Annotated in this window: 15 protein-coding genes and 1 pseudogene; 4 read left to right on the top strand and 12 right to left on the bottom strand. The window is 38.3% G+C overall.

Going from position 1 to position 22,368, the window contains the following annotated elements:
• Positions 1 to 71: 71 nt before the first annotated feature.
• Both ACGHCT_RS09695 and ACGHCT_RS09690 read right to left on the bottom strand, forming a co-directional pair.
• Positions 72 to 3,431, bottom strand: a complete 3,360-nt coding sequence (locus tag ACGHCT_RS09695) for a hypothetical protein (protein WP_390439759.1) — start codon at positions 3,429 to 3,431, stop codon at positions 72 to 74.
• A gap of 251 nt (positions 3,432 to 3,682) precedes the next feature.
• Positions 3,683 to 5,461 carry a hypothetical protein gene (locus ACGHCT_RS09690; RefSeq protein WP_390439757.1) on the bottom strand — a complete coding sequence of 593 codons (1,779 nt, stop codon included), beginning with the start codon at positions 5,459 to 5,461 and terminating at the stop codon, positions 3,683 to 3,685.
• Between the two features lie 826 nt (positions 5,462 to 6,287).
• On the opposite strand from ACGHCT_RS09690, the gene ACGHCT_RS09685 reads away from it, so the two are divergent.
• From ACGHCT_RS09685 to ACGHCT_RS09675, 3 genes and pseudogenes are all read left to right on the top strand, one after another.
• Positions 6,288 to 6,866: a helix-turn-helix domain-containing protein gene (locus tag ACGHCT_RS09685; RefSeq protein ID WP_390439754.1), complete on the top strand. Its 579-nt coding sequence runs from the start codon at positions 6,288 to 6,290 to the stop codon at positions 6,864 to 6,866.
• Between the two features lie 341 nt (positions 6,867 to 7,207).
• On the top strand, positions 7,208 to 7,642 hold the full coding sequence (locus tag ACGHCT_RS09680) for a hypothetical protein (RefSeq protein ID WP_390439752.1): 435 nt from the start codon (positions 7,208 to 7,210) through the stop codon (positions 7,640 to 7,642).
• A gap of 12 nt (positions 7,643 to 7,654) precedes the next feature.
• Positions 7,655 to 8,071, top strand: a pseudogene (locus tag ACGHCT_RS09675) (integrase core domain-containing protein); the annotation flags it as partial.
• 402 nt (positions 8,072 to 8,473) lie between these two features.
• Here ACGHCT_RS09675 and ACGHCT_RS09670 read toward each other — a convergent pair.
• Together ACGHCT_RS09670 and ACGHCT_RS09665 are read right to left on the bottom strand one after the other, a co-directional pair.
• Positions 8,474 to 8,554: a group II intron maturase-specific domain-containing protein gene (locus ACGHCT_RS09670; protein ID WP_390440168.1), complete on the bottom strand. Its 81-nt coding sequence runs from the start codon at positions 8,552 to 8,554 to the stop codon at positions 8,474 to 8,476.
• A gap of 306 nt (positions 8,555 to 8,860) precedes the next feature.
• Positions 8,861 to 8,938, bottom strand: coding sequence for a hypothetical protein (locus ACGHCT_RS09665; RefSeq protein ID WP_390440167.1), 78 nt, complete (start codon positions 8,936 to 8,938; stop codon positions 8,861 to 8,863).
• Between the two features lie 1,956 nt (positions 8,939 to 10,894).
• Between ACGHCT_RS09665 and ACGHCT_RS09660 the strand changes: the two genes are divergently transcribed.
• Positions 10,895 to 11,140, top strand: a complete 246-nt coding sequence (locus ACGHCT_RS09660) for a hypothetical protein (protein ID WP_390439749.1) — start codon at positions 10,895 to 10,897, stop codon at positions 11,138 to 11,140.
• 558 nt (positions 11,141 to 11,698) lie between these two features.
• Here the strand turns inward: ACGHCT_RS09660 and ACGHCT_RS09655 are convergent.
• From ACGHCT_RS09655 to era, 8 genes are all read right to left on the bottom strand, one after another.
• Entirely contained in the window at positions 11,699 to 12,841 is a 1,143-nt protein-coding gene (locus ACGHCT_RS09655) for a hypothetical protein (RefSeq protein WP_390439747.1), read from the bottom strand.
• Between the two features lie 10 nt (positions 12,842 to 12,851).
• Positions 12,852 to 13,241 carry a hypothetical protein gene (locus ACGHCT_RS09650; RefSeq protein WP_390439746.1) on the bottom strand — a complete coding sequence of 130 codons (390 nt, stop codon included), beginning with the start codon at positions 13,239 to 13,241 and terminating at the stop codon, positions 12,852 to 12,854.
• 628 nt (positions 13,242 to 13,869) lie between these two features.
• The gene (ppdK, locus tag ACGHCT_RS09645; protein ID WP_154257886.1) at positions 13,870 to 16,491 is read right to left on the bottom strand and encodes a pyruvate, phosphate dikinase; all 2,622 of its coding nucleotides are present in this window, start codon (positions 16,489 to 16,491) and stop codon (positions 13,870 to 13,872) included.
• 251 nt (positions 16,492 to 16,742) lie between these two features.
• On the bottom strand, positions 16,743 to 17,978 hold the full coding sequence (locus ACGHCT_RS09640) for a 6-phosphofructokinase (RefSeq protein ID WP_072851395.1): 1,236 nt from the start codon (positions 17,976 to 17,978) through the stop codon (positions 16,743 to 16,745).
• Between the two features lie 165 nt (positions 17,979 to 18,143).
• Positions 18,144 to 18,854 (bottom strand): transposase, encoded by a 711-nt coding sequence (locus ACGHCT_RS09635; RefSeq protein ID WP_390439743.1) that lies wholly within the window; start codon positions 18,852 to 18,854, stop codon positions 18,144 to 18,146.
• A gap of 178 nt (positions 18,855 to 19,032) precedes the next feature.
• A complete protein-coding gene (locus ACGHCT_RS09630; RefSeq protein WP_154257884.1) occupies positions 19,033 to 20,427 on the bottom strand; it encodes a glycine--tRNA ligase in 1,395 nt (464 codons plus the stop codon).
• A gap of 283 nt (positions 20,428 to 20,710) precedes the next feature.
• Positions 20,711 to 21,454, bottom strand: a complete 744-nt coding sequence (gene recO / locus ACGHCT_RS09625) for a DNA repair protein RecO (protein WP_256282288.1) — start codon at positions 21,452 to 21,454, stop codon at positions 20,711 to 20,713.
• Between the two features lie 2 nt (positions 21,455 to 21,456).
• A complete protein-coding gene (gene era / locus ACGHCT_RS09620) occupies positions 21,457 to 22,362 on the bottom strand; it encodes a GTPase Era (protein WP_226903930.1) in 906 nt (301 codons plus the stop codon).
• Between the last annotated feature and the right edge of the window lie 6 nt (positions 22,363 to 22,368).

The raw sequence follows: 22,368 nt of genomic DNA, 5'->3' as shown, positions 1-22,368 counted from the left end.
GAAATCCATGACCATATATTTCTATTGCAAGAGAAAAAACTATGGCTTACTAAACGGTCAGGTTTCTGCATTTAAATAATGATATATTGTTTTCCGTATAATTCGAAAATCTCATCCTGTCCCGAAAGCAATTCTACTCTTTTAACTTCCTTTACAGCTGTCCGATCACCATTTCCCCCCATTTTAATGGCTTCAAGAAATATTTCTGGTTTTGCCGCGTAAATCCACTGAAGCATCAGACCCCCACAACGACTTCTAACTAATCTGCTGTCTCTGCGGTCTACTACGTTTCCTTTATCTAACTTACCATTCTTGACTTTATTATTACGAACATCATATGCCTTTTTTATTAGAGTAATAATATCATACCTACTGATTCGCTGATTTTTGTATAGGCCGATTGCCTTCTCCTCAACACGCATTTTTTTTTCATATAACTCTTCTGCTGATATATAACTTTTCTGATATGCATTTTGTATTTCATCTAATTCATGTTTAAACATTAAGGATTGTTCAATAATTTGGTTGACCCTTCTCGAATCTGCTTTCTTTCCCGATTCGATTGTATTTAAAACCTCAACAATTGGAATAGTTGCAACAGGTCTGGCTCTGCATACACTGTCTTTCACCACTTTTTTAAGCTTATCCATAGGAATCTCCATGGAAATAAACGTTTTGGCATCAATTTCATCCTTCTGACCCTTTTTGCTCTTCTTACAATTGTGTTCAGTTGCCCTTTTTTTCCTGTACTTTTGATTCATACGCATAAATTCAGGCTTACGAGCTATTAATACATTACTTGTTATAATTTTTTGCATATCTTTTTTAATATCGCTTTTTTCCTTCTCAGACAAACAATCATTGCTTAACTGCACCTTTAAGGCTTCATACTCATTCCGATTATGTTCTGTAATTGTTCTCTTTGGCATCCTGCATTCAAATTTTACAACATCATGTTCCAGAATGGCCCCCTCCTTAGTCCAATATTCTCTTCTCTTTATTCTCGATAATTCTCGTTTCAAATCTACTGCATATTCCCGTTTGGCTGAATCAATCGCTACATTTGATAATACCTCTAAAATACATATATCATTATAAATCTGCGTCAAGTAGTCCTCGTTCTCTTTTGCTTTATTGTTGTAAATATGCCAATAAAACCCCTGCAGTTGCTGTGCCAAATTACAAATTTTTCCTATGTAACCATTACATAAGCGGCTGTCCGTTTTAGCCAAATTGTTTTCTGTTAATTCCAAAAGCTTTGCCTTCTGTGGGATATCATTAATAGGTATAAGTTTTTTCTGTGCATCCTTAACTTTGCTTAGAATAATTTCATTGTCACCTACCAGTACCGTATCAGAATCCACGTCAGCACCATTCAGTTTTGGATTCAAAAAAGCACCATACCCCCAAAATGATACTGCTATAATATTCTCTGTCATATTAAACCAACTGTATTCCGGATGATACACATTTATAAATAATGCAGAATTCCCCTCGCAAATGTGGGGATTACGAAAGGCAAATAACTCCGTATTCTTGTTATGAAATTTAGGAGTATAACATTCAAATTGATGTTGTTCCTCATGCCTCTTATTATACATAATACACTTTTGAGCTACGCCATCACTATTTACATCTAACATCCCAGTACTTGCACAAAGCATTTCATACGGGTTTCCAAACATAACGCAATAGTCGGTATTTTCTGTTAAAATCTTTCCTTTTTCTATTCTTTGCTTCATCATAGAAATTTGATAGTCTCTAAAATCTTTATACATCTGTGTCTGCTGTATGTCATCATTAACATTTAATAATTCTCTCATCATTATTTGCTTTATAGAATGCTTAGAGGGCGCCATTAATATATGACGCATGAAAGCCACATGACTTTTAATTAAATTAATCTCTTGAATTTGAGGCCTTGCCAGTTCTATCAAATCATCATAGCTATAATTTCCTGAACTAATAATCTGATAAGCCAATTGCTGATACGCGCCATCCTGAAACCTGGAGGACTTTTCATATTTACAAACCCCTATGGTGTTACCCATGGTTTCTTTCAGCTTCCACCTATACCATTTCCATATCAGTGCTTCTTGTTCCAAAACTGACATACTTTTAATTTCCTTCTCCGAATATACCTCTTGACTGTCTTTTATCACACTTCTTTTCTTAACAATTTCATCAATTAAGATACAGCTTCTGAAAGGTTCTTTAAAAATCTTACATGAGTTTTTCGTTGTTACCATCATTACACTATCTACAGGCATCAGACTGCCAAAACGATCCTGTACGCACATATCTCCTTGAGCATTTTTTTGCAGATATTTACATACTTCATCGCTTTTGAACCATTTCTGAAGCTTTGTATTAAATCCTGCGGATTTCAAAAAATGAGAGCGCAAAAGCATAAAGCCCTTATTTTCAAAGACACCTGTAAAAAGTGATTCATCAACTAAACTTTGTCCATCCCATAAGTCTGTTATTTGTTGGTAATTCTCCTCAACTATTTTCAATTGGTTGTCTTTTTTCGTCTTAATATCTCCATTTTTATTTGTAGCAACACGAGTAGTTTCTAAAGATTTAACTACATTGCATTTCATTGTATAGCTTCCTTTTACATCATCTATCAATAAAATGCTGTAAGGATCTATTTCAACACTGCCCACAATAGAACTGCTCGTCAGTGATTCATATGCCCTGATACCAGTCAAATCTACTTTTTGATAATGAGGCTTTCTCTGATTTTTTATTTTATCCGTCTCTTTTTGAAGATTCAACCCAAGTCTCTGCCATGACACCATGCTTTCATAATATTCCTTTTGTATAAATAAGCAGTTACCCGTTCTAGCCTTACTGCTGCTGCGCTGAAATTCCAGATAGTGTTTTCCCTGTATATACACTCCACCCTCATAAAAAATTCCTCTAAGCTCCTGTTTTGTCAATACCTTGCGATACTTAGAAGTGTCCCTTACAAAAGTATGTTTCAAAGCATCAAAGGTATATGTCATTCCGTCTTCAATAATATAATCCCGGTTAAAGCTAATGTTTATTATAATATCCGTAAACAGACATCCTTTTTCATGCACCACCGCATTGCCACCACTGAGTTCAAATAACCTTCTTCTCATTAATGAATCATTTAGTGTTCCCTGATAATAATATCTATCATAAATCCCCTGCAATTCACAATTTTTCCCTTCATCCATCTGATAGATAAATTTCTTCAGTTCATTTCTTCTTTTCCTTTTTTCCTCATTCAGCCGCTTATTAACTTTTCTCAGATTTTCCTTTTCTTTCTCCAAGATAATGAAATTTTCTATTTTTTCCTTTAAATTGTGATTTTGTTCCACAGCCATATAATAAATCAGGCTGGCGTCTATACTCCGAATCATCACTGGGCCGGCGCCCACAGCAGTGTCTTTCATCATCCAATCTCCTTTACATATCCTTAGTTAAAGCAATATTTGTGCACAAGTCTTACTGTTCAAAACCAACAAATTCACGCTAACCATTGTTCTTCAAGGAACATACTAAATCCATCTCCTAATTCTGATAACTATTAATCCTACACTTAGATTTGTGTTATTGCTACATCCTCAATAAATTTTGAGAATAACGATACGAAAAATGATAATTATGTATAGAGTGTATATACCTGTATAATTACAGTTTACATGTATTAAATTTCATCACTATTACTAAATGTATAGCTCGTACAGTCATTCCACCTATTTGTTTCTATCTGTCTGTAAATATTGAAAGAAACTCCTCTTTCTGTTTTCTGTAATGATTTTTCAATTTGTATGCAATTAGCTTTCTGAAGCTTAAGCAGTGCCCTGCGAATATTCGGTTTACATAAACCAGTTATATCACTAAGCACATCCAAAGTACAAGACTTCTTTGTCTCTATCTGCTTGACTAATGTAAGAAATATTTTATAATCCGTTTGACTAATTTTTTTACTTATTAGTGCTTTTGCCGCAGAATCAAACACTTCAATGAATCCTGCATTCTCGAATTTCTTCAGTCTTTGGGTCATTTGTATCACCTGGTCATCATATACGGAACTTTTTTTTCTACAACCCCGGTACAGCTTATTTTTTAGTATTATACATTTATGTGCAATAAGTGCATTTAAAGTCTTTTTTAGAGTCGAACTGTCCATACAAAACTTCCACGAATCCTGTTCCTTATACATAAGTCTTTGTTTTAGCTTCGCAATAGGAACTGCTTCTTGTGATACATCTTGAAATCTCTGCATAGTATTTAATATCAGGAATTCATAACCAGACAATGATTTTTCTCCCTTATTTATCAACTGAACCTTATCAAGAAGCTTTCTATTTACTCTTATTTTTGCAGCCATCCCATCCGCTTGGTCATTTAGAGCAAACTTTGCACTATCATAACAATAAATTTTATCACAATATTTTTCTACAATTTCCTTGACTCTGGAATCGCTGATTTTCCAATAGCAGCCATTTAGGTGATATACATTTTGATGCTTTAAATAGAATTTGGTATCTCTGTCTACTATATTTTTTTGCTTAGGAGGACGACACCGCATATTCCAGCTTTGTACCTCTGCATATATCTTAGATTCAGGAAAGCCCTTTGACAGCATCCACCAAATCAAACGTCCCTGAAAAGTATCCCGTTCGGTCTCATCAACTCCATGCCGAAAGGCTTTTTCATTACACAGACACCTAAATTGCCGTATATCACTACCCTCAGCATAGTTCCAATTACTGTATTGAAGGTTTGCTTCTTGTGATGCATTTATCTCTGCTGTTCTTCGTTGTAGATACGATAAACAATAAAATCCTTTATGACCATTTTCTGGACTTCTTACATACTTATTGACTATCTCCTTTACATAAGGGTACTCACCGTCTGCATTGGGATATTTTCTATTATAGGTACATGGAATCCTCGCCAGCTGTGTAGGCTTACAACTATTTGTATCCGCACCCACTATCTTTGCAAACACTGTATTTACTCTTACAATTTCCCTCCAGTTACACGAAGGCTTCACAGCAATATAAAAGTGGAATCCATGTCCACTATTATAGTAAGCATGGAGAAATACATCCGGAAACTTTCTCTTAATCACCCCTGAAAAATACCAAGCATCCGGTTGTTCTATTTCCTGATAATCTTTTAAATCAAAGTCTAAAAATAGTACTCTCCTCTGACGCTGATACTGCGCTGTACCGTTCATATATCCGTTAATATTTTTAACGGTTGCAAGTGAATTAAAAAGATTGCCCAGCTTCCTATATTTATAAACTATATCTTCATACTCTGTATAGCTTTGTACATATTTAGAAATTTGATAAGGATTCTCCTCTTCGTCTGTTCCCAGACATACTATTCTAATATATTCATTTTCTTTTAAACTTTCAGGAAAAAGCAAGTCGTAATATCTCTTTAATACTGGGTTTTTCGCATTGTCCAATCTATCTTTCACCCTTTCTCAACGCTGTGTCTAATCACTAGAATATTTATTTACTTATAAACAGTAAAAATCAGCACCTCCATGAAACCTTTAGAAATTACCGAACCAAATATTAGGTTCTGTATATATACTTAATTCTGTTTTTGTAAACTTATACTATACCTATGCCAGCATGTTTGTCAATAACTATTTCTGTTTTTTTAAATATATGTTTATTTTTTATAGTCATTATGATATAATTATTCATGATAGTATCAGATTTAGGGCAAACAGCACAAAGATGGATTCCGCTTCTGGTTCTATCGAGGAATATAGATTGAATAGCTTTCGATTTTTCTTCCTGGTAGTGGCTGGCCTTGGTAATGGTCCAACTCCCATTTTGGGGCTAAACCACAAGGCTGCTCTGCAGATTTATCCATAAATGCACCGCCCAGTTGTCTGTGGCATCGTCAAAAACTCTGTTGAGGATGTACTTGGTTTTCCGGTAACCTTATTCACAGGGGATGGCACTAATCTGTATAAGCTGCTTAAAAGTAACACAGTTACAAGAGATATTTAAGTTGGCATTATCAGAGAAAATATTAACAAACTTTCAGATATGGAATTGTTAAGTCTAAATATCCATAGCAAACTAATCATAGCAATTTTTATGATATGTTAACATTTTGTTAGAGGTAACTCAACAATACAATAGATGTACAAATACTGCTACTTTTTTAAGATTTACACTTAATAAAAAGCGGTGGGGATATGTACCTGAAACTAGCCGCTACGTTAACGGTAGGGTACATTAGTTATATTTTTATATTAAGAAAAGAGGTTAAACATGAGCATATCTTATTCACCCCTGTGGAAACTCCTGAATGAAAGGAATATTTCTAAAATGGAGTTAGCTAACATGGTTGGCATAAGCAACGCCACCTTAGCAAAATTAAGCCGAAATGAACCAATCACACTCAGTATAGTAGATAAAATATGTAATCAACTACTATGTAATATAGAAGATATCGTTAAACATATCCCAGATAACCAATCGGAAGATAGTTTGACTTCTGTAAAGAATGGTATGATAGTGATGGCAATTATCAGTTTAAGTGACTCTGAGGACATACCGCAACCAGTTCTGCGTCCTTGTGTTATACTTCGGGAGGCTCACATTCAAAATGATTCTGATTCTATCTATCTAGTTGCGCCACTTACTACTTTAAAACGACAAAATATACATTCACAAATTGATATATCATTCAAACAGCTTGACATTGGTATGGGTATAAAAGATGGAACTATATTATTAAGTAAAATGACATTAATAGAGGCTTCTAGTATAAAAAAATATATTAGTATGCTGCCAGACGAATACCAAGACAAAGTTAATCCTCTTATCAATGCTCTGTACAAAAATTAGTTGTTATTTGTTAAAGACTATTCTTTCTGACCGGTAGCATATTACCATAAGTTTTTATCCCATTGGCATGAATTTGTATATTCTCAGTAATTAAAACATAGAACCAGTTTTGCCTCTGCAGTTAGATAGTCCATTATTGAGGCTGCTCGTTTGTACAGTGTCCAAATAGCTTTCCTAGGAAGATACTTCTATCGATTGTCAAATTAAATTTGATAATCATAAATATAAATTTGTAGGATTACAATACATATGTTACAACTGAATAATTAAAATGCAGGGATACTGCCTTTGTGTCATATTTTAGTCACCACAACCACAACACAAACAAAGGAGTCCCTGCTATGGCTAGTATAACACAAGATATGAAATACCGTCTATCCTCAACCGCCAATACATTTACCGCTACAAACGGCGTTATGACGGCTCTATGGAGTCTTTGCGCAATCGGTTCAGGCACCCTCACCAGCATACCTCTGCGGAAATTAAGCTGCTCTACGATACGCGCCGACGCAATCCTGATGCCGACCTGGTCGTTTTCTGGGTCAAACTCAGACAAAGGGGGGCCGCTCCATCCCCGGACTCTACCGTTTTCTAAGAAGGCAGGGGATTATGGGGCTGTACATCCGCCAAACCCAAAGTATATTCCCAAGCCATATGAGCAGATGAACTATCCTGGGCAGCGTATTCAGGTGGATGTGAAATTCGTTTCCTCCACCTGCCTCAAAAACAGTAAGGTCATTGGAAAACGCTTCTTCCAATACACGGCCATTGATTAGTATTCCCGGTGGCGTTTCGTGGAAGCCTTTGAGGAACACAGCACTTATTCTTCCGCGCAGTTTGTGGAGTATCTCGTAAAAGCTTTTCCTTTGCCTATTGAGTACATCCAAACGGATAATGGCCCGGAATTCACGAACCGTTTTACCACTCACCGGGATAAGCCGACCCTTTTCCAGAAACATCTGGATGCACACGGGATACGGCATAAAGTCATTCGGCCTTATACGCCGCGTCACAACGGGAAGGCAGAGCGCAGCCATCGGAAGGACCATGAGCGTTTCTACGCGACACATCTGTTTAATTCCTTTGAGGACTTTGCTGCACAGCTAAAGGTGTATAACTGTCGGGATTACACTAACTTCCCCATGCGCCCTCTTGCCTGGAAAACACCGAATGAGGTAATAAGAGATTATTTGAGGTCAGTGTAACAAATGTTTGACAAACCCACAAATTTGATAATCATAAATATAAATTTCTTTCCATACTTGGAGAAATCATAAACTTAGATGAGATTCCTCTAAATGTATAAGCTTTTAAGAAAATTTTTCATAAGACATACCATCTATGATCGACTGTTTTGTGGATATGACCATATATACTTTCGTCTTCAGAGATTACATCCATTACAATCCTCAGCCATGCCTCATATTGTAGTACTATGTATGTCCGTAGAGGGATATAAAAAGCTCCTGAGCATTACCGCAGGGGCAAATGCGACCAGCAAGTTTTGGCTCTAGCTGTCGCACCGTGCAGAGCCATTTTCCTGCTCTGTGACTTCTACTTCGAAAAATCTTATACTTACACGCTCATTTAATAAGTCCTCTTTCTATTCACTGCAGCGTTCCTTTCATTGCCGATGAATTAAACTCACCCAAATAATTCATCCAACCTCGAATTAAGGGATTAAGAATCTTCTTGTTTTAATAGTGAAATTCAAGCTTGTACTCTTCAAATCTAACTGTCAACATTTCTTTAATGAAGATTGCTTCCGCTCTTGTAGGACAATGATTCACTCAGAAAGTAGACCTAGGAAACCTCCCTTAAGTCTCTCTTTAGTACTGTTCGTGAACCTCTCAGTTCATACAGCTCCCATTTTCAGCCAATGGCAGTATTCCAATTTTCCAGTCTGCAAACAAGTTTCCGTCACGCTTCCCAACCTCTCCAAGCCAATGTTCTGGTCTACTTCTCTCTCCACATTTCTTGTACTTTCTACGTACCTAGTTTACCAGACACCCGTTAATGTACCTTAGTAAGTTATATATCTCTGATATGTGAAAATGCGTATAATAGTTAATCCATCCTCGTACTTCTTCTTAGATGCATTTCTTTGCCCTTTCACTGATTGCCGACAGAAAGTTCATGATGAACTTCCCATATCAGATCGGAACTTATATCCAAAAAATCAAAGGATGTATTCTCATGATTTACTTTGTGGTCATCATCTTTGCAGTATTCTATTCTTGTCTTTTTCAGATTCAGCTCCAACCCATAGCCTCGGAATCATCCATTTCTCCTGTGTATGCCTCTCCTCTTTTTAGCATGTCCATAAGATAATGCTGATATTATCTAACAGCCCCCGAATATCAAACTCCAATACCCAGTCTTTTCTCCGACACCTCATCCTTGTGACTTCCAGTGCCTGTATAGCTGTCTTGTTCGGACGATGTCCGTAAGAAACTTTGTAAAAGACTGGAACCACATTCAATTCAAAATACAGCATCGCTGCCATCTGGGCAATACTGTCCGCTACCGTTAGTATTCCCAGAATTTTGATTCCTCCATTTACTTCGGTATTGCTACCACTTTTACAGGTTGGAGAAAATAGTTTCCCTTGTTTACTTTCACTTTTTGGTAAACAGATATCACTGCACCTTCAATAATTCTGACTGTAACACTGTCTGCACAGCTTAACGTGTCTCCTGTCGCTAATACGACACTTTAATAATTCCAGTAGTATTTCGAGATTCATTTTGTCAAAATTGCCATGTATGTCTGCATATACTACATACCAGATCTTAGTAAATTCCTTTTTCATATTTTCTGTAGCTTGTTTTTGCATCTCTTTTAGGTCAAAATCCGTAAGAATTATCTGAAAAGCTTGTTTCAAAAATAAACTCTATTACTATCTTACAGACTTGCTGCACAATTCTACCTCTTTTAGTCAGTACCCCCAATGGTCTGCATTTCCAGTAAGTATTCTTCAGTCATCTCAAAGGTAATGTCATCTATTCCAGCACTCCCTTTGTTTGCACGTACTTATTTCCATGTCCACCACAAAACATCCAGGCGAAAGATATAGTTATACAGGGCATAGAATCTGCGCTTTTATCTTTTTCTGGCTACCAGATATAGATTGCTTTGAAGTAGTCGTAATTTTTTATTGAGTGTTTTTGTCCAATATTTTACATACACTATCTCTTACCTTCCCGTTAATCCTGATTAAAGCAGACCCCCTTTTCTCCTATTGTTCTCATACCAATGGTTTATAGATACTAATCTCTATTCCACACGCCCTCGGGCGCAGCACAAATAAGTGACTCTATAAGATCGTACACTAAGAATTGTTTTAACGCCTTAGATAAATTGTGTGGCATTTCGGTCAATGGCTTCCTATCTTTCAGAGGAAACGTTATTCAACCTTTAACTATTCAATTCTTGCGTTCAAGCGATGGCTTCTTGGCAACAGCTGTCATGACCTTTATATGGAATCTACTAGCAAATATTGGATTCCTGTGAGTAATCTCTTAGAGGATGAAATCAATGTTACTATCGCCACTCCTAAATGGGCAAAAGCTGTAAAAGGCACCAAGAATGACACAAGGATTCTTAATATATTAGAGATTTGTTCCCTCTCGAACTTGTAAAAGGTATCTGCACTCCCTATAAAAAAAACCATATTTTACAAGGTATCGCTATAAGCTTGTTTCCTGCCGTTCCAGTGAAAAGAATCGATATCAGAATGCGCTTACGGTCTGTAATGTCGCTTTAGCTTCTGTTATATCCGATGTCTTTGGAAAGTCATCCACATTCCCAAAAATAACGTATGCACCTCGTCCGTGCACATATGGATGTATCACAGCTAAAATCAATGATGCAGACCGTGAAATAGAAAATTTAATTTCTTCTGCTCCTAATTATGATAATGCTATCCAGTTTCTAATGGATTTTCCGGGTATGAAACGTGATATTGCAATCACTATCATCTCCGAAACTTGTATTGATATGACTCAGTTCTCAAATTGCAAATGTTTATGCTGCTGACTGGATTAACTACAGGCAGCAATGATTTTGGTGGCAAGAAAAGATCCAATGTAGTAATCGTCCGGATGATTCTGACTGCAATTTACCTGATGTTATCAACTGGTAAAGCATGGAATCCAAACGATTTGTATGAAATCAATATGCCTGAAGCTTTACTGGAAAAGCAAAAAGCAAAAGCTATCAAACTTGCTATAGAACTATTGCAAAGCGAGAGATTATATCCACGCCAAAACTGATAGCTATTTAATTATTTTCTAAATAAACACCTGTAATAAGTTGCAACTTGCTGACACTTTAGATAAGTGCGCACTTTTGGGCTGTCCTCTACTTTCTTTCACACTAGGACCACCGTAAAAATGCTACAGGATTCACTTTATGTTACGGACTGCTATTTTGCATCTGTTTCTCAACAACACAATCGGGCGTCCAAAAGCATTGGAGGCTTACTACAAGACTCACTGGCGATTACCTTAACTAGACTGTCACTGACAAGTTGATAACAGCTTACACAACACACGACTTACACCCGTTAGATTGCGCCCACAGCGCGCAAACAAATAGTCGGAACGGCATCAGCTTCTGCGCAGACCGTTCCGACCTTATTCTTTCCGCAATTATCGTATTGACACAAATACCCACTCTTATTTAAAAACCCCGAATTATTTCATCCGTACCCTTGACCCTTCCGTTATATAATTAACTGTTACAAATTCCTAGAAGGTTAGGGAACTTTTCCAACCTCTTATGTGAAGATAAAGCTAACACTCCTCTACAACACTTTCCATCAAAATGTTCTATATAAATTGACCGATTGTAATATGTAGACTTCCCTCTGCAAATGTGTCTCTATAGCTTCCGCTAACTGACAAATCGAATTCTTTAAATACCGCATTTGCATCTATCACTTCAATATATGCATCTTTACCTACAAATTTTAATAGTAAATCATTCTCATGGTTCTTACCAGTATAATTCCTAATCTCCCAGACAATGTGTTCTACATCAGATGTAACATCAAAATCTAAGTTTTTAAAAGTTGATTCATATTCTCCACCCCAACTTAACTGTTGGTCTCCTGTTACCCTACAACTCAACGATGCCTCAGGCTGCCCGCAAATTACTGCCTCGGATACATCGCTAATTTTTTGTTCCTTCCACGTAGCTGTAAAGCATACAATACCTGATTCTAAAAATGTTATCAAGCCATTACTTGTAACAGTTGCCACTATCTCATCTGATGAACCCCATGTTAAAACCGCATGTTCTACTTCTGTCCCATTTAAAAATGCCTTTGCAGACAACTGATAAGTTTCTCCAGGAGAAAAACTTTTTGTTGGACTATTCATAATTTGCAAAGTATAGTTTTGTTCTATATGTCTGTCCTGAGTCACCTGGACTATTATGTGGGCGATTCCATTCATAAAATATATATTAGTTATTTCAAACGTCCGCCCAAACTCTTCAAATACATCTCCAATCTTTATCTGCTGAGTAGTTTGATTATCCTCCGTTATTATTTCTGAAGTGCCATTAATGATTGAAAATGTAGTTCCAGACAATGCCATAGCAGATTTTATCTCTTCTGAATAAATTGGAATATTACTGCAATCGGGTTTACCTGAAATATTCATGGTTCCGTTGCATTGGACTAAAACGGATTTATAATAAATATCATTCTCTATGGTTTCACGATTTAGTGTAAGAAATATAGCGGAATTGTAATCTATCAAGCATCCTACTCTAAGCGGCGCTGTTGTATCATAATACATTATGATAGTTTCCTTCCTATTTTCATTATCATTTTTCATGCGGAAAAAGCAGTAAAATTCTTTTCTATCCGAATAGGTAAGGCAACTTTTCCCCTCCCTTTCCATAGTTCTAAGAAATTGTATGTAAGCTGCGTCATCCTTGTATGGTGTACCAAATATTCGCCCCATATCCCCCTCCTTAGTTGCAGAACATATATGAAATATTAGTATCTTCTTTATCTAAATCCGTCAATGTTTCAATTCGGACCTGAATGTCCTGTAATCTTAGCTGCAAGTATTTATACGCCTGGTCTTCAGTAGCAAATTCTGTTTCAATTTTGCGATATATATCAATATCGTTACAGAGAGTCTGCAATATAGAGTACACGGCCTCCAGCATATTTCTCTGGTCCTTCTCTTTGTTATAAATAGCATCTGGAATTAAATGGTTCTCTTTAATGACAAGCTGGTATTCTAGATCTGAGTAATACTGCTTATTACCTAATTCAAACTTTACACGCTGTAATACCGTAAATCCTTCCATTGTGTCTGCTATCTGCTGGATAGCAGGCTTATTTTCTGTATTCATTGATATTCCTCACTTTCTTTAACCGTATAGGCGTTTTCAAAACACCACAATCCGCATAAATATGGGCTTTTACCTTTGGTAAAAAGAACAACTCCTCACAGGCATACTATAAAATTGTAATAACCTGTAAAAATTAATCAGCGTTACCTAAAAAGAGTTGCACTATATGATACCTTTCAATTAATTTTCTTTGACTGATATTTTTAGACACTCATAACATAACCGATAAAACCACTTACGTAGCGTGTTTCTACAGATGATATATCAATTTATGTTGCACGTTGACATGTCCAGTACTCTCAGAAGAGCACTCGAATAGGAAGGAATATTATCCTTGCTTTCCAAGCTCCAATCTGTTCCCAGTTTCCATCCCTTCCTTAAAAATGGCCTTTCATAAAAGCCCTTTGCCTAATAGCATAACAGTACTTTTGGTATATTATATTTTTATACTTTAATAATTCGTTTTAGTCTGTCATCTGTAGTATGTTCTATTACTTCATGAAGACTAGTTATTTAGGTACTAAAATAAGGGTATTACCAACTACAATCATGTAATCGGCAATACCCTTATGCTAATACTTAAATATATTATTAAATTTTCAATTTTGTTATCTGAACTTTTTGTATTTTATTTATTGTTCAAAGCCGCCTGAGCTGCTGCCAATCTAGCAATCGGCACACGGAACGGTGAACAAGATACATAGTTCAAACCAATCTTATGGCAGAATTCGATGGAGCTTGGATCTCCGCCGTGCTCACCACAAATTCCCAACTTAATGCCTGCCTTTGTAGAACGGCCTTTCTTGGCAGCCATCTCTACTAACTGTCCTACACCGCTCTGATCTAATCTTGCAAATGGATCGGACTCATAAATCTTAGCTTTATAGTACGCATCTAAGAATTTGCCGGCGTCATCACGGGAGAAACCGAAGGTCATCTGTGTTAAGTCGTTGGTTCCGAAGGAGAAGAATTCAGCTTCCTCTGCAATTTCGTTAGCCAATAAAGCGGCCCGGGGAATCTCAATCATGGTTCCGATGCGGTACTGGATATCAGAGCCTTTTTCATCCTTCACTTTTTCAGCAGTCTCAACAACTACATCTTTCACAAATTTTAACTCTTTCTTTTCTCCAACTAAAGGAATCATAATTTCGGGAACAATCTTAAATCCTTTCTCTCTGGATACCTCGATTGCTGCTTCCATTACAGCTCTTGTCTGCATCTTTGCGATTTCAGGGTAGGTTACCGCAAGACGGCATCCTCTGTGTCCCATCATTGGGTTAAACTCATGAAGGTCATCGCATTTTGCTTTTACTTCTTCCGGAGTTAAGCCCATATCCTTTGCTAATGCTGCGATATCTTCCGGATCTGTAGGTACAAACTCGTGAAGAGGCGGATCCAGGTAACGAACAGTCATTGGCTTGCCTTCCAGCACTTCATACATTGCTTTGAAGTCTGCTTTCTGGAAAGGAATCAGTTCATTTAAGGCTGCTTCTCTTGCTTCTACAGAATCAGAGAGGATCATTTTACGGATCTTCGGAATTCTCTCAGCGTCAAAGAACATATGCTCTGTACGGCAGAGGCCGATTCCCTGAGCACCTAATTTAATTGCATTTTTTGTATCAAGAGGAGTGTCAGCATTTGCTCTTACTTTTAATGTTCTGAACTTGTCAGCCCATCTCATGATTCTGTCGAAGTTTCCGCTGATTGCAGCTTCTTCTGTCTTAATATCTCCTAAATAGATTTTACCTGTGGATCCGTCTAAGGAGATGTAGTCTCCTTCCACGATTTTCTGTCCGCCAAGCTCAAAGTATTTAGCTTCTTCGTCGATCTGAATTTCACCGCATCCGGATACGCAGGCTGTTCCCATTCCACGAGCCACTACTGCAGCATGTGATGTCATACCGCCGCGAACTGTTAAGATACCCTCTGCTGCATGCATACCTTCGATATCTTCCGGTGAAGTCTCAAGGCGAACCAGGACTACTCTTTCGCCGGCTGCTGCTGCATTTTTAGCGTCATCCGCTGTAAAGTATACTTTACCGGCTGCTGCACCTGGAGATGCGGGAAGAGCGGAACCGATTACCTGGCCTGCTTTTAAAGCGTCTGCATTGAAGGTTGGGTGCAGTAACTGATCCAGTGATTTAGCATCAATTCTGCAAACAGCCTCTTCTCTCGTGATCTTTCCTTCGTCTACCAGGTCACAAGCGATCTGGATAGCAGCAGGAGCTGTTCTCTTACCGTTACGTGTCTGTAAGAAGTATAATTTGCCCTCCTGGATGGTGAATTCCATATCCTGCATATCACGGTAGTGATCTTCCAGTTTATGAGCGATTTTCATGAATTCATCATAGCATTCCGGCATATCTTCCTGTAATTTGGAGATTGGCTGAGGAGTACGGATACCAGCAACTACATCTTCGCCCTGCGCGTTGATTAAATATTCCCCATAGATACCCTTTGCGCCTGTGGATGGGTTACGCGTGAAGGCTACACCTGTACCGGAGGTTTCTCCCATGTTGCCGAATACCATTGCCTGTACATTAACGGCAGTGCCCCAGTCACCAGGGATATCATTCATACGGCGGTATACAATGGCACGAGGGTTGTCCCAGGAACGGAATACTGCTTTTACAGCTTCCATTAATTGAACCTTGGGATCCTGAGGGAATTCATCTCCCATTTTTTCTTTATAAATTGCTTTATATTTAGCGATTACTTCTTTTAAGTCATCGGCTGTTAAATCTGTATCGAATTTTGCGCCTTTTTCAGCTTTTACTTCGTCTAAAATTCCTTCGAAGAATGATTTGCTCATCTCCATAACAACATCGGAGAACATCTGAATAAATCTTCTGTAGGAATCATATGCAAATCTTGGATTTCCTGTTTTCTTAGCAAAGCCCTCTACGGAAACATCATTCAAACCTAAGTTTAAGATGGTATCCATCATACCAGGCATAGATGCTCTTGCTCCGGAACGTACAGATACTAACAATGGATCTTCTGTGTCACCGAAACTTTTGCCCTGCATTTTTTCAAGCTCTTCTAAAGCTTTAAAAATCTGGCCCTGTACTTCATCGGTGATCATTTTACCACTTTCATAATAATCAGTACAAGCTTCTGTTGTAACTGTGAAACCCTGAGGGATAGGAAGCCCTAAATTAGTCATCTCTGCTAAGTTAGCTCCTTTTCCGCCAAGAAGGTTTCTCATATCTGCGTTTCCTTCTTTAAATAAGTAAACCCATTTTGCCATTTGATAATTCCTCCTAAATGTAAATGTATAATTTTTGAATATTTTCCGCTGCCATGAATTCGAAAAATACTCAATAGTTACCTTGTCTACGAATAATCGCACATAAATCATTTTAACACAAGACTTTTCATAGTCAAGTGTCATTTATAAGTTTTTCCCAGTTTCATACATTTACTCAAAAGCAGGTAAAAAAGTCATAAAATAAAGGGCGAAATCCACAACGGATCTCGCCCTTTTGCCTGCATTAACGCTTATTTCTTCGGAAAATATAAGTGTCTTGGGATTCCATTTACCATAAACGGAGCGTAGTCTCCCTGAATCAAAGGCCTTACATAATTAAGGAAATCCTCCGTGATATAAGTGCCGTCTCTCGTTATCCACTCTCTTGGCACCAGCTTCTCATCATTGGCAATCTTATGTACATCATAGATTCCAGTTGCACACTGGTACGGATCGTCAGATACTCTGTCAATTACCACCATCTTGCCGGTATCCCCTTCATCTGCGGCCTTCACAGCTGCCCCTCCAACCATAAATGCTTCATTAATATCTACTCTGGAGGCAAGATGCGATGCACTTCTTTGGAGGCTGCTGAACTCCACAGAGCGAGTCTTACATCCTATTTCTGAGCTGATCAGATTACAGAGATACGTAGCAGAACCTGTGAGCTGCTTATGTCCAAACGCATCTACATACTCTGCATTTCCGGAAAGCTCACTGACATACCGGCCATCTTTTAGCTTGATACCCTCAGACACTGCAACTACAACATTATTCTTTTTCTTGATAAGATTTCTGATTTTTTCCATAAATTTATCTATATCAAATGGTATCTCTGGAAGATAGATAAGATCCGGTCCGTCACAGTCCTCGCCTACAGACAAAGCAGAAGCTCCTGTAAGCCAGCCTGCATTTCTGCCCATGATTTCAATCACAGTGATGAGAACCTTCTTATAAGAAAGGCCCATTCCGTCACGGATAATTTCCTTCGTCGATGTTCCGATATACTTTGCCGCGCTCCCGTATCCAGGGGTATGATCTGTAAGAGCAAGATCGTTATCGATCGTCTTGGGAACTCCCACAAACTTCTGGGACTGTCCTGTAATAATCGCATAGTCGGATAATTTCTTTATTGTATCCATAGAATCATTGCCGCCGATGTATATGAAGCATTCAATCTCCAAGCGATTTAAAATCTCAAAAATCTTCTCATATATAGCCTTGTCTTCGTGGATTTCCGGCAGCTTATACCTGCAGGATCCAAGGTAAGCAGAGGGTGTTCTCTTTAAAAGTTCAATGTCCATATCACTCTTAATATGCTTTGATAAATCTACATATTGCTCATCCAGAAATCCCTGAATGCCGTATCTCATGCCGTAAACTTTAGCTGCTCCTCTGTCAATCGCTGTTTTATATACACCTGCCAGGCTAGAATTAATGACCGCGGTGGGTCCTCCTGATTGTCCTACAATTACGTTACCTTTCATATTCCGCACCTCCATATTTTGCACAATTTCTACGCATAATTATATCAAAAATGTACAAATTATACAAGTGTATTTTGAAGAAAAGGGGACGTGTTCTTTCTAAAAAGAACACGTCCCAAAATCATTACACGGTGTCCCAAACTGAACCAGACCTGTCCCTTTTACCTACAAAACCTTCTCAATTTGTTTAATCAAAACATCTGTTTTTTTATCGGAAAGATGTAGGGTTTTTCTTATTTCTTTCCTGAAATTTGTTTTAAATAATGGCATTCTCAATACTTCTTTCATTGGTATTCCAGATGCTTTTTTCTGCAAATCCGCTAAGATTCCCAAAGAGATATCAACTCTGACTATTTCCATATCAGATTCTACGTCATCCAGGAGTATCCTGTTAGGCTGTTTATGAAACCATAAAAATTCTTTTTGTCCCATAAATGCCTCCTCATATCGTCTCTTAGCATTTTCATGTATTATATTAGAATTTAAACTGGAAAATTCTCCGAAACTGGAGAAAAGATAGGACCTTATGTCCTTTGTCAGATTAGCTTTTACTGGATTCATATGAATATAACGAAGGCAGTTCCAGTAGTATTTTTCATCCTCAATACTTTGACTTTTATAACGACTCTGAAACACATAACCAGATCTATTCTTTTTTCTATTATAATATTCCGCAAAAGTAGAAAGAATATAAGCCATGTATTTAGATAATTCCGGCAGTTCTGCCTTTATTAAAAGGTGGAGATGATTGCTCATAATACAGTACGCATGTATTTCCACAGGAACTTTTTCCAGATACTTTTTGATAAGGTATTGCATGACCTTTTTATCGCTTTTGTCATGAAATATGTCCTCTTTATTAATTCCTCTCGCCATAATATGGTAAAGATCTGTAGAACTTCTTTTTCTTGCTGTTCTCGGTATAAATATTCACCTTCTCTCATTTAGTTTTTTATAATCTACATATGGGACAGGTCTGTTTTGAAATGGGACACCCCAGATGTATTTTGGGACGTGTTCTTTTTAGAAAGAACACGTCCCCCTCCTCTGGACACTAGAACGTAAATTTATCTTCAAAATATGCTTTCAAATCTTCTATCTTAATTCTTTCCTGTTCCATCGTGTCTCTGTCTCTTACAGTTACTGCTCCGTCCTGCTCGGACTCAAAGTCAAAGGTTATGCAGAATGGAGTACCTATTTCGTCCTGACGGCGGTAACGTTTTCCTATGTTTCCTCTGTCGTCGAATTCACAGTTGTATTTCTTTGAAAGTTCTTCATAGATTTTCCATGCTCCATCATTTAATTTTTTTGACAAAGGCAGCACACCAATTTTTACAGGTGCAAGTACAGGATGGAAATGAAGAACCGTACGTACATCTCCCTTTTCTTTATCCAGAACTTCTTCATCATAGGCACTGCATAAGAAAGCAAGTACCATGCGGTCCGCACCAAGAGACGGTTCAATTACATAAGGAATATATTTCTGTTTCTTCTCATCATCAAAATAAGTAAGATCCTGACCGGATACGTTCTGATGCTGTGTCAGGTCATAATCTGTTCTGTCTGCAATTCCCCAAAGCTCACCCCAACCAAAGGGGAAAAGGAATTCCACATCTGTAGTCGCCTTGCTGTAAAAGCTCAACTCTTCTTTATCATGATCCCTGTAACGAACTTCATCGTCTTTTAATCCAAGAGTGCTAAGCCAGTTCAGGCAAAAATTCTTCCAGTAGTCAAACCATTCCAAATCTGTGTCTGGTTCACAGAAAAATTCCAATTCCATCTGCTCAAATTCACGGGTACGGAAAGTAAAATTACCCGGTGTAATCTCATTCCTGAAAGATTTACCAATCTGTCCAATGCCAAAGGGTATTTTCTTTCTTGAAGTCCTCTGTACATTTTTAAAGTTAACAAAAATCCCTTGTGCTGTTTCAGGGCGCAGGTATACAGTATTTTTTGCATCTTCAGTAACACCCTGGAAGGTTTTAAACATCAGATTAAACTGACGGATATCTGTAAAATTATGAGCTTTGCAGGTAGGACATGGTATCTGATGCTCGTCGATAAAATTTTTCATCTTTTCCTGTGACCAGGCATCCACTGAACCATCAATGTCGATTCCCTTTTCCGCACAGTAATCTTCAATAATCTTGTCAGCACGGAACCTTTCATGACACTCTTTGCAGTCCATCAGAGGGTCAGAAAAACCGCCGAGATGTCCGGAGGCCACCCATGTCTGAGGATTCATCAAAATTGCACAGTCCACACCCACATTATATGGACTTTCCGTAATAAATTTCTGCCACCAGGCTTTCTTAACATTGTTCTTTAATTCCACACCTAAATTGCCGTAATCCCAGGTATTGGCAAGGCCACCGTAGATATCAGAACCCGGATACACAAAACCTCTGGATTTTGCCAGAGCGACAATCTTTTCCATTGTTTTTTCCATTATTCTTTCTCCTAACTTTCCAAACTTTCGTAATCAATCTGTCTTATTATAACCTTTGTATATGATCTTTTCAAGTTCTAACCCGTAGAATTTATACCTGTTTATACTCGTAGAAATGAAAGAAATAAGAGGAATGCAAAACTTTCAGCTAGTCTGTCAGGGATATCAATCATCCCTCCATAGAAACTGAAAAAGGGACAGGGCTTTCCGAATTTGGGACACCCCTTCCCTATTCTGGGACGTGTTCTTTCCAGAAAGAACACGTCCCCCTCCTTCCTCTCCTTTACGTCATCTGCTCCAGTATCTCCAGGCTTTTGAATTTTTTATCTATATATTTCCCCGTATAAGCCCTGACGATCCTACCAAGATGGTTCAATGCTTCTTCTGATACAGTAAAGCTGTACAGCTTTTCCAGAGGAGAGGCCACAATATACTGCATGGTATACCTTACGGTTTCATCAATTCCCATTCCGTCTTCTGTCTTTTTCCTGCAGTTTGGGCAGAGCACTCCGCTTTTTCGGACGCTGAAGATATCCAGAGATTCCTTTGCCCCGCAGCTTACACATTCGAACACCTGAGGATATTCACCATTGATAACCATGGCCTTCAGTTCGTATATGTAGCGAATTAGCCGATTATCCAGTCTCTCATTGAGAAGTGCTTTCAAAGTAACGTAGAGAAGATTGAGCATCTGCCTTTCATCTGTATATTCCCTGCCGTAATAGTCTGCGAATTCCAGAAAATAAAACCCGTAATAAACCCCTGGCTGAGCCACAGCCAGTTCTGTAAAGTAGTTTTTTACCATTGCCTGCTGTATCTGGTAGGCGGTCCTCCCTTCGTACAAGTTAAAACTTCCGAATACAAAGGGATTTGCCGCTGCTAAAAGGGGGCTGTTCTGTCTTCTGGCCCCCCTTGCAAATGCTGTGATCTTTCCCCGCTCTTTTGTAAGCAGGACTAACCGTTTATCATAATCCCCCACGGGCATGGCCGATAACACCATTCCGGTCACGGTTATGGTCTCTGTCATCTCTATACTTCCTTTTTATCATATCCAAAGTTCTTCATAAGAAAATCACTGTCCCGCCAGTCCTTTTTCACCTTCACCCAGAGCTTAAGATTTACTTTTTCTTCCAGCATCTGCTCAATCTCGTATCTGGCATTGGTTCCTATTTTCTTTAACATAGCCCCTTGCTTGCCGATAATGATTCCCTTATGGGAATCCCTCTCACAGATTATTGTAGCGTCGATGTCCACAATATGCCCATGGCGTCTTTCCTTCATGGAGTCTACAGCCACTGCGATTCCATGGGGAATCTCTTCGTCCAAAGCATGAAGCGCCTTCTCCCGGATAATCTCCGCAACAATCTGCCTCTGAGGCTGATCCGTTACGGTATCCTCATCATAGAACTGCGGACCATAGGGCAGATATTTGAAAATGCACTGAATAATATCCTCTGTATTTTGCCCCCGCAGCGCAGAGGCAGGAATTATCTCAGCGAAATCCATAATTTTCCGATAGGCATCAATAAAGGCAAGCACCTCTTCTTTCTTTACCGTATCTACCTTGTTTATTACAAGAATCACCGGAACATTACATTTTTCCAGCTGTTCTGCAATATGCCTTTCACCGGCTCCTATAAAAGTAGACGGCTCCACCAGCCATAAAATTACATCTACCTCCTTCAGCGTCCGCTCTGCCACATGAACCATATACTCCCCAAGCTTATTTTTTGCCTTGTGAATCCCAGGGGTGTCCAGGAAAACAATCTGCCCCTGTTCACAGGTGTAAACTGTCTGGATCTTATTCCTGGTAGTCTGAGGCTTTTTAGAAGTTATGGCGATCTTCTGCCCGATTAATTGATTCATCAGCGTTGATTTTCCCACATTCGGCCGGCCAATCAATGCTGCGAAACCGGATTTATAATTTGTATTCATACCTTC

It is taken from the genome of Lactonifactor longoviformis, assembly GCF_042848515.1.
Lineage (GTDB): Bacteria > Bacillota > Clostridia > Lachnospirales > Lachnospiraceae > Lactonifactor > Lactonifactor longoviformis.
Note: the sequence above shows the minus strand (reverse complement) of the source record. Positions and strands in the feature narration are given on the sequence as shown.

Excerpts from the sequence above, each read along its gene's own strand:
- ACGHCT_RS09695 (WP_390439759.1), bottom strand. The coding sequence starts at position 3,431 with ATGATGAAAGACACTGCTGTGGGCGCCGGCCCAGTGATGATTCGGAGT.
- ACGHCT_RS09685 (WP_390439754.1), top strand. The coding sequence starts at position 6,288 with ATGAGCATATCTTATTCACCCCTGTGGAAACTCCTGAATGAAAGGAAT.
- ACGHCT_RS09680 (WP_390439752.1), top strand. The coding sequence starts at position 7,208 with ATGGCTAGTATAACACAAGATATGAAATACCGTCTATCCTCAACCGCC.
- ACGHCT_RS09660 (WP_390439749.1), top strand. The coding sequence starts at position 10,895 with ATGCTGCTGACTGGATTAACTACAGGCAGCAATGATTTTGGTGGCAAG.
- ACGHCT_RS09655 (WP_390439747.1), bottom strand. The coding sequence starts at position 12,841 with ATGGGGCGAATATTTGGTACACCATACAAGGATGACGCAGCTTACATA.
- ACGHCT_RS09650 (WP_390439746.1), bottom strand. The coding sequence starts at position 13,241 with ATGAATACAGAAAATAAGCCTGCTATCCAGCAGATAGCAGACACAATG.
- ppdK (WP_154257886.1), bottom strand. The coding sequence starts at position 16,491 with ATGGCAAAATGGGTTTACTTATTTAAAGAAGGAAACGCAGATATGAGA.
- ACGHCT_RS09640 (WP_072851395.1), bottom strand. The coding sequence starts at position 17,978 with ATGAAAGGTAACGTAATTGTAGGACAATCAGGAGGACCCACCGCGGTC.
- ACGHCT_RS09635 (WP_390439743.1), bottom strand. The coding sequence starts at position 18,854 with ATGGCGAGAGGAATTAATAAAGAGGACATATTTCATGACAAAAGCGAT.
- ACGHCT_RS09630 (WP_154257884.1), bottom strand. The coding sequence starts at position 20,427 with ATGGAAAAAACAATGGAAAAGATTGTCGCTCTGGCAAAATCCAGAGGT.
- recO (WP_256282288.1), bottom strand. The coding sequence starts at position 21,454 with ATGACAGAGACCATAACCGTGACCGGAATGGTGTTATCGGCCATGCCC.
- era (WP_226903930.1), bottom strand. The coding sequence starts at position 22,362 with ATGAATACAAATTATAAATCCGGTTTCGCAGCATTGATTGGCCGGCCG.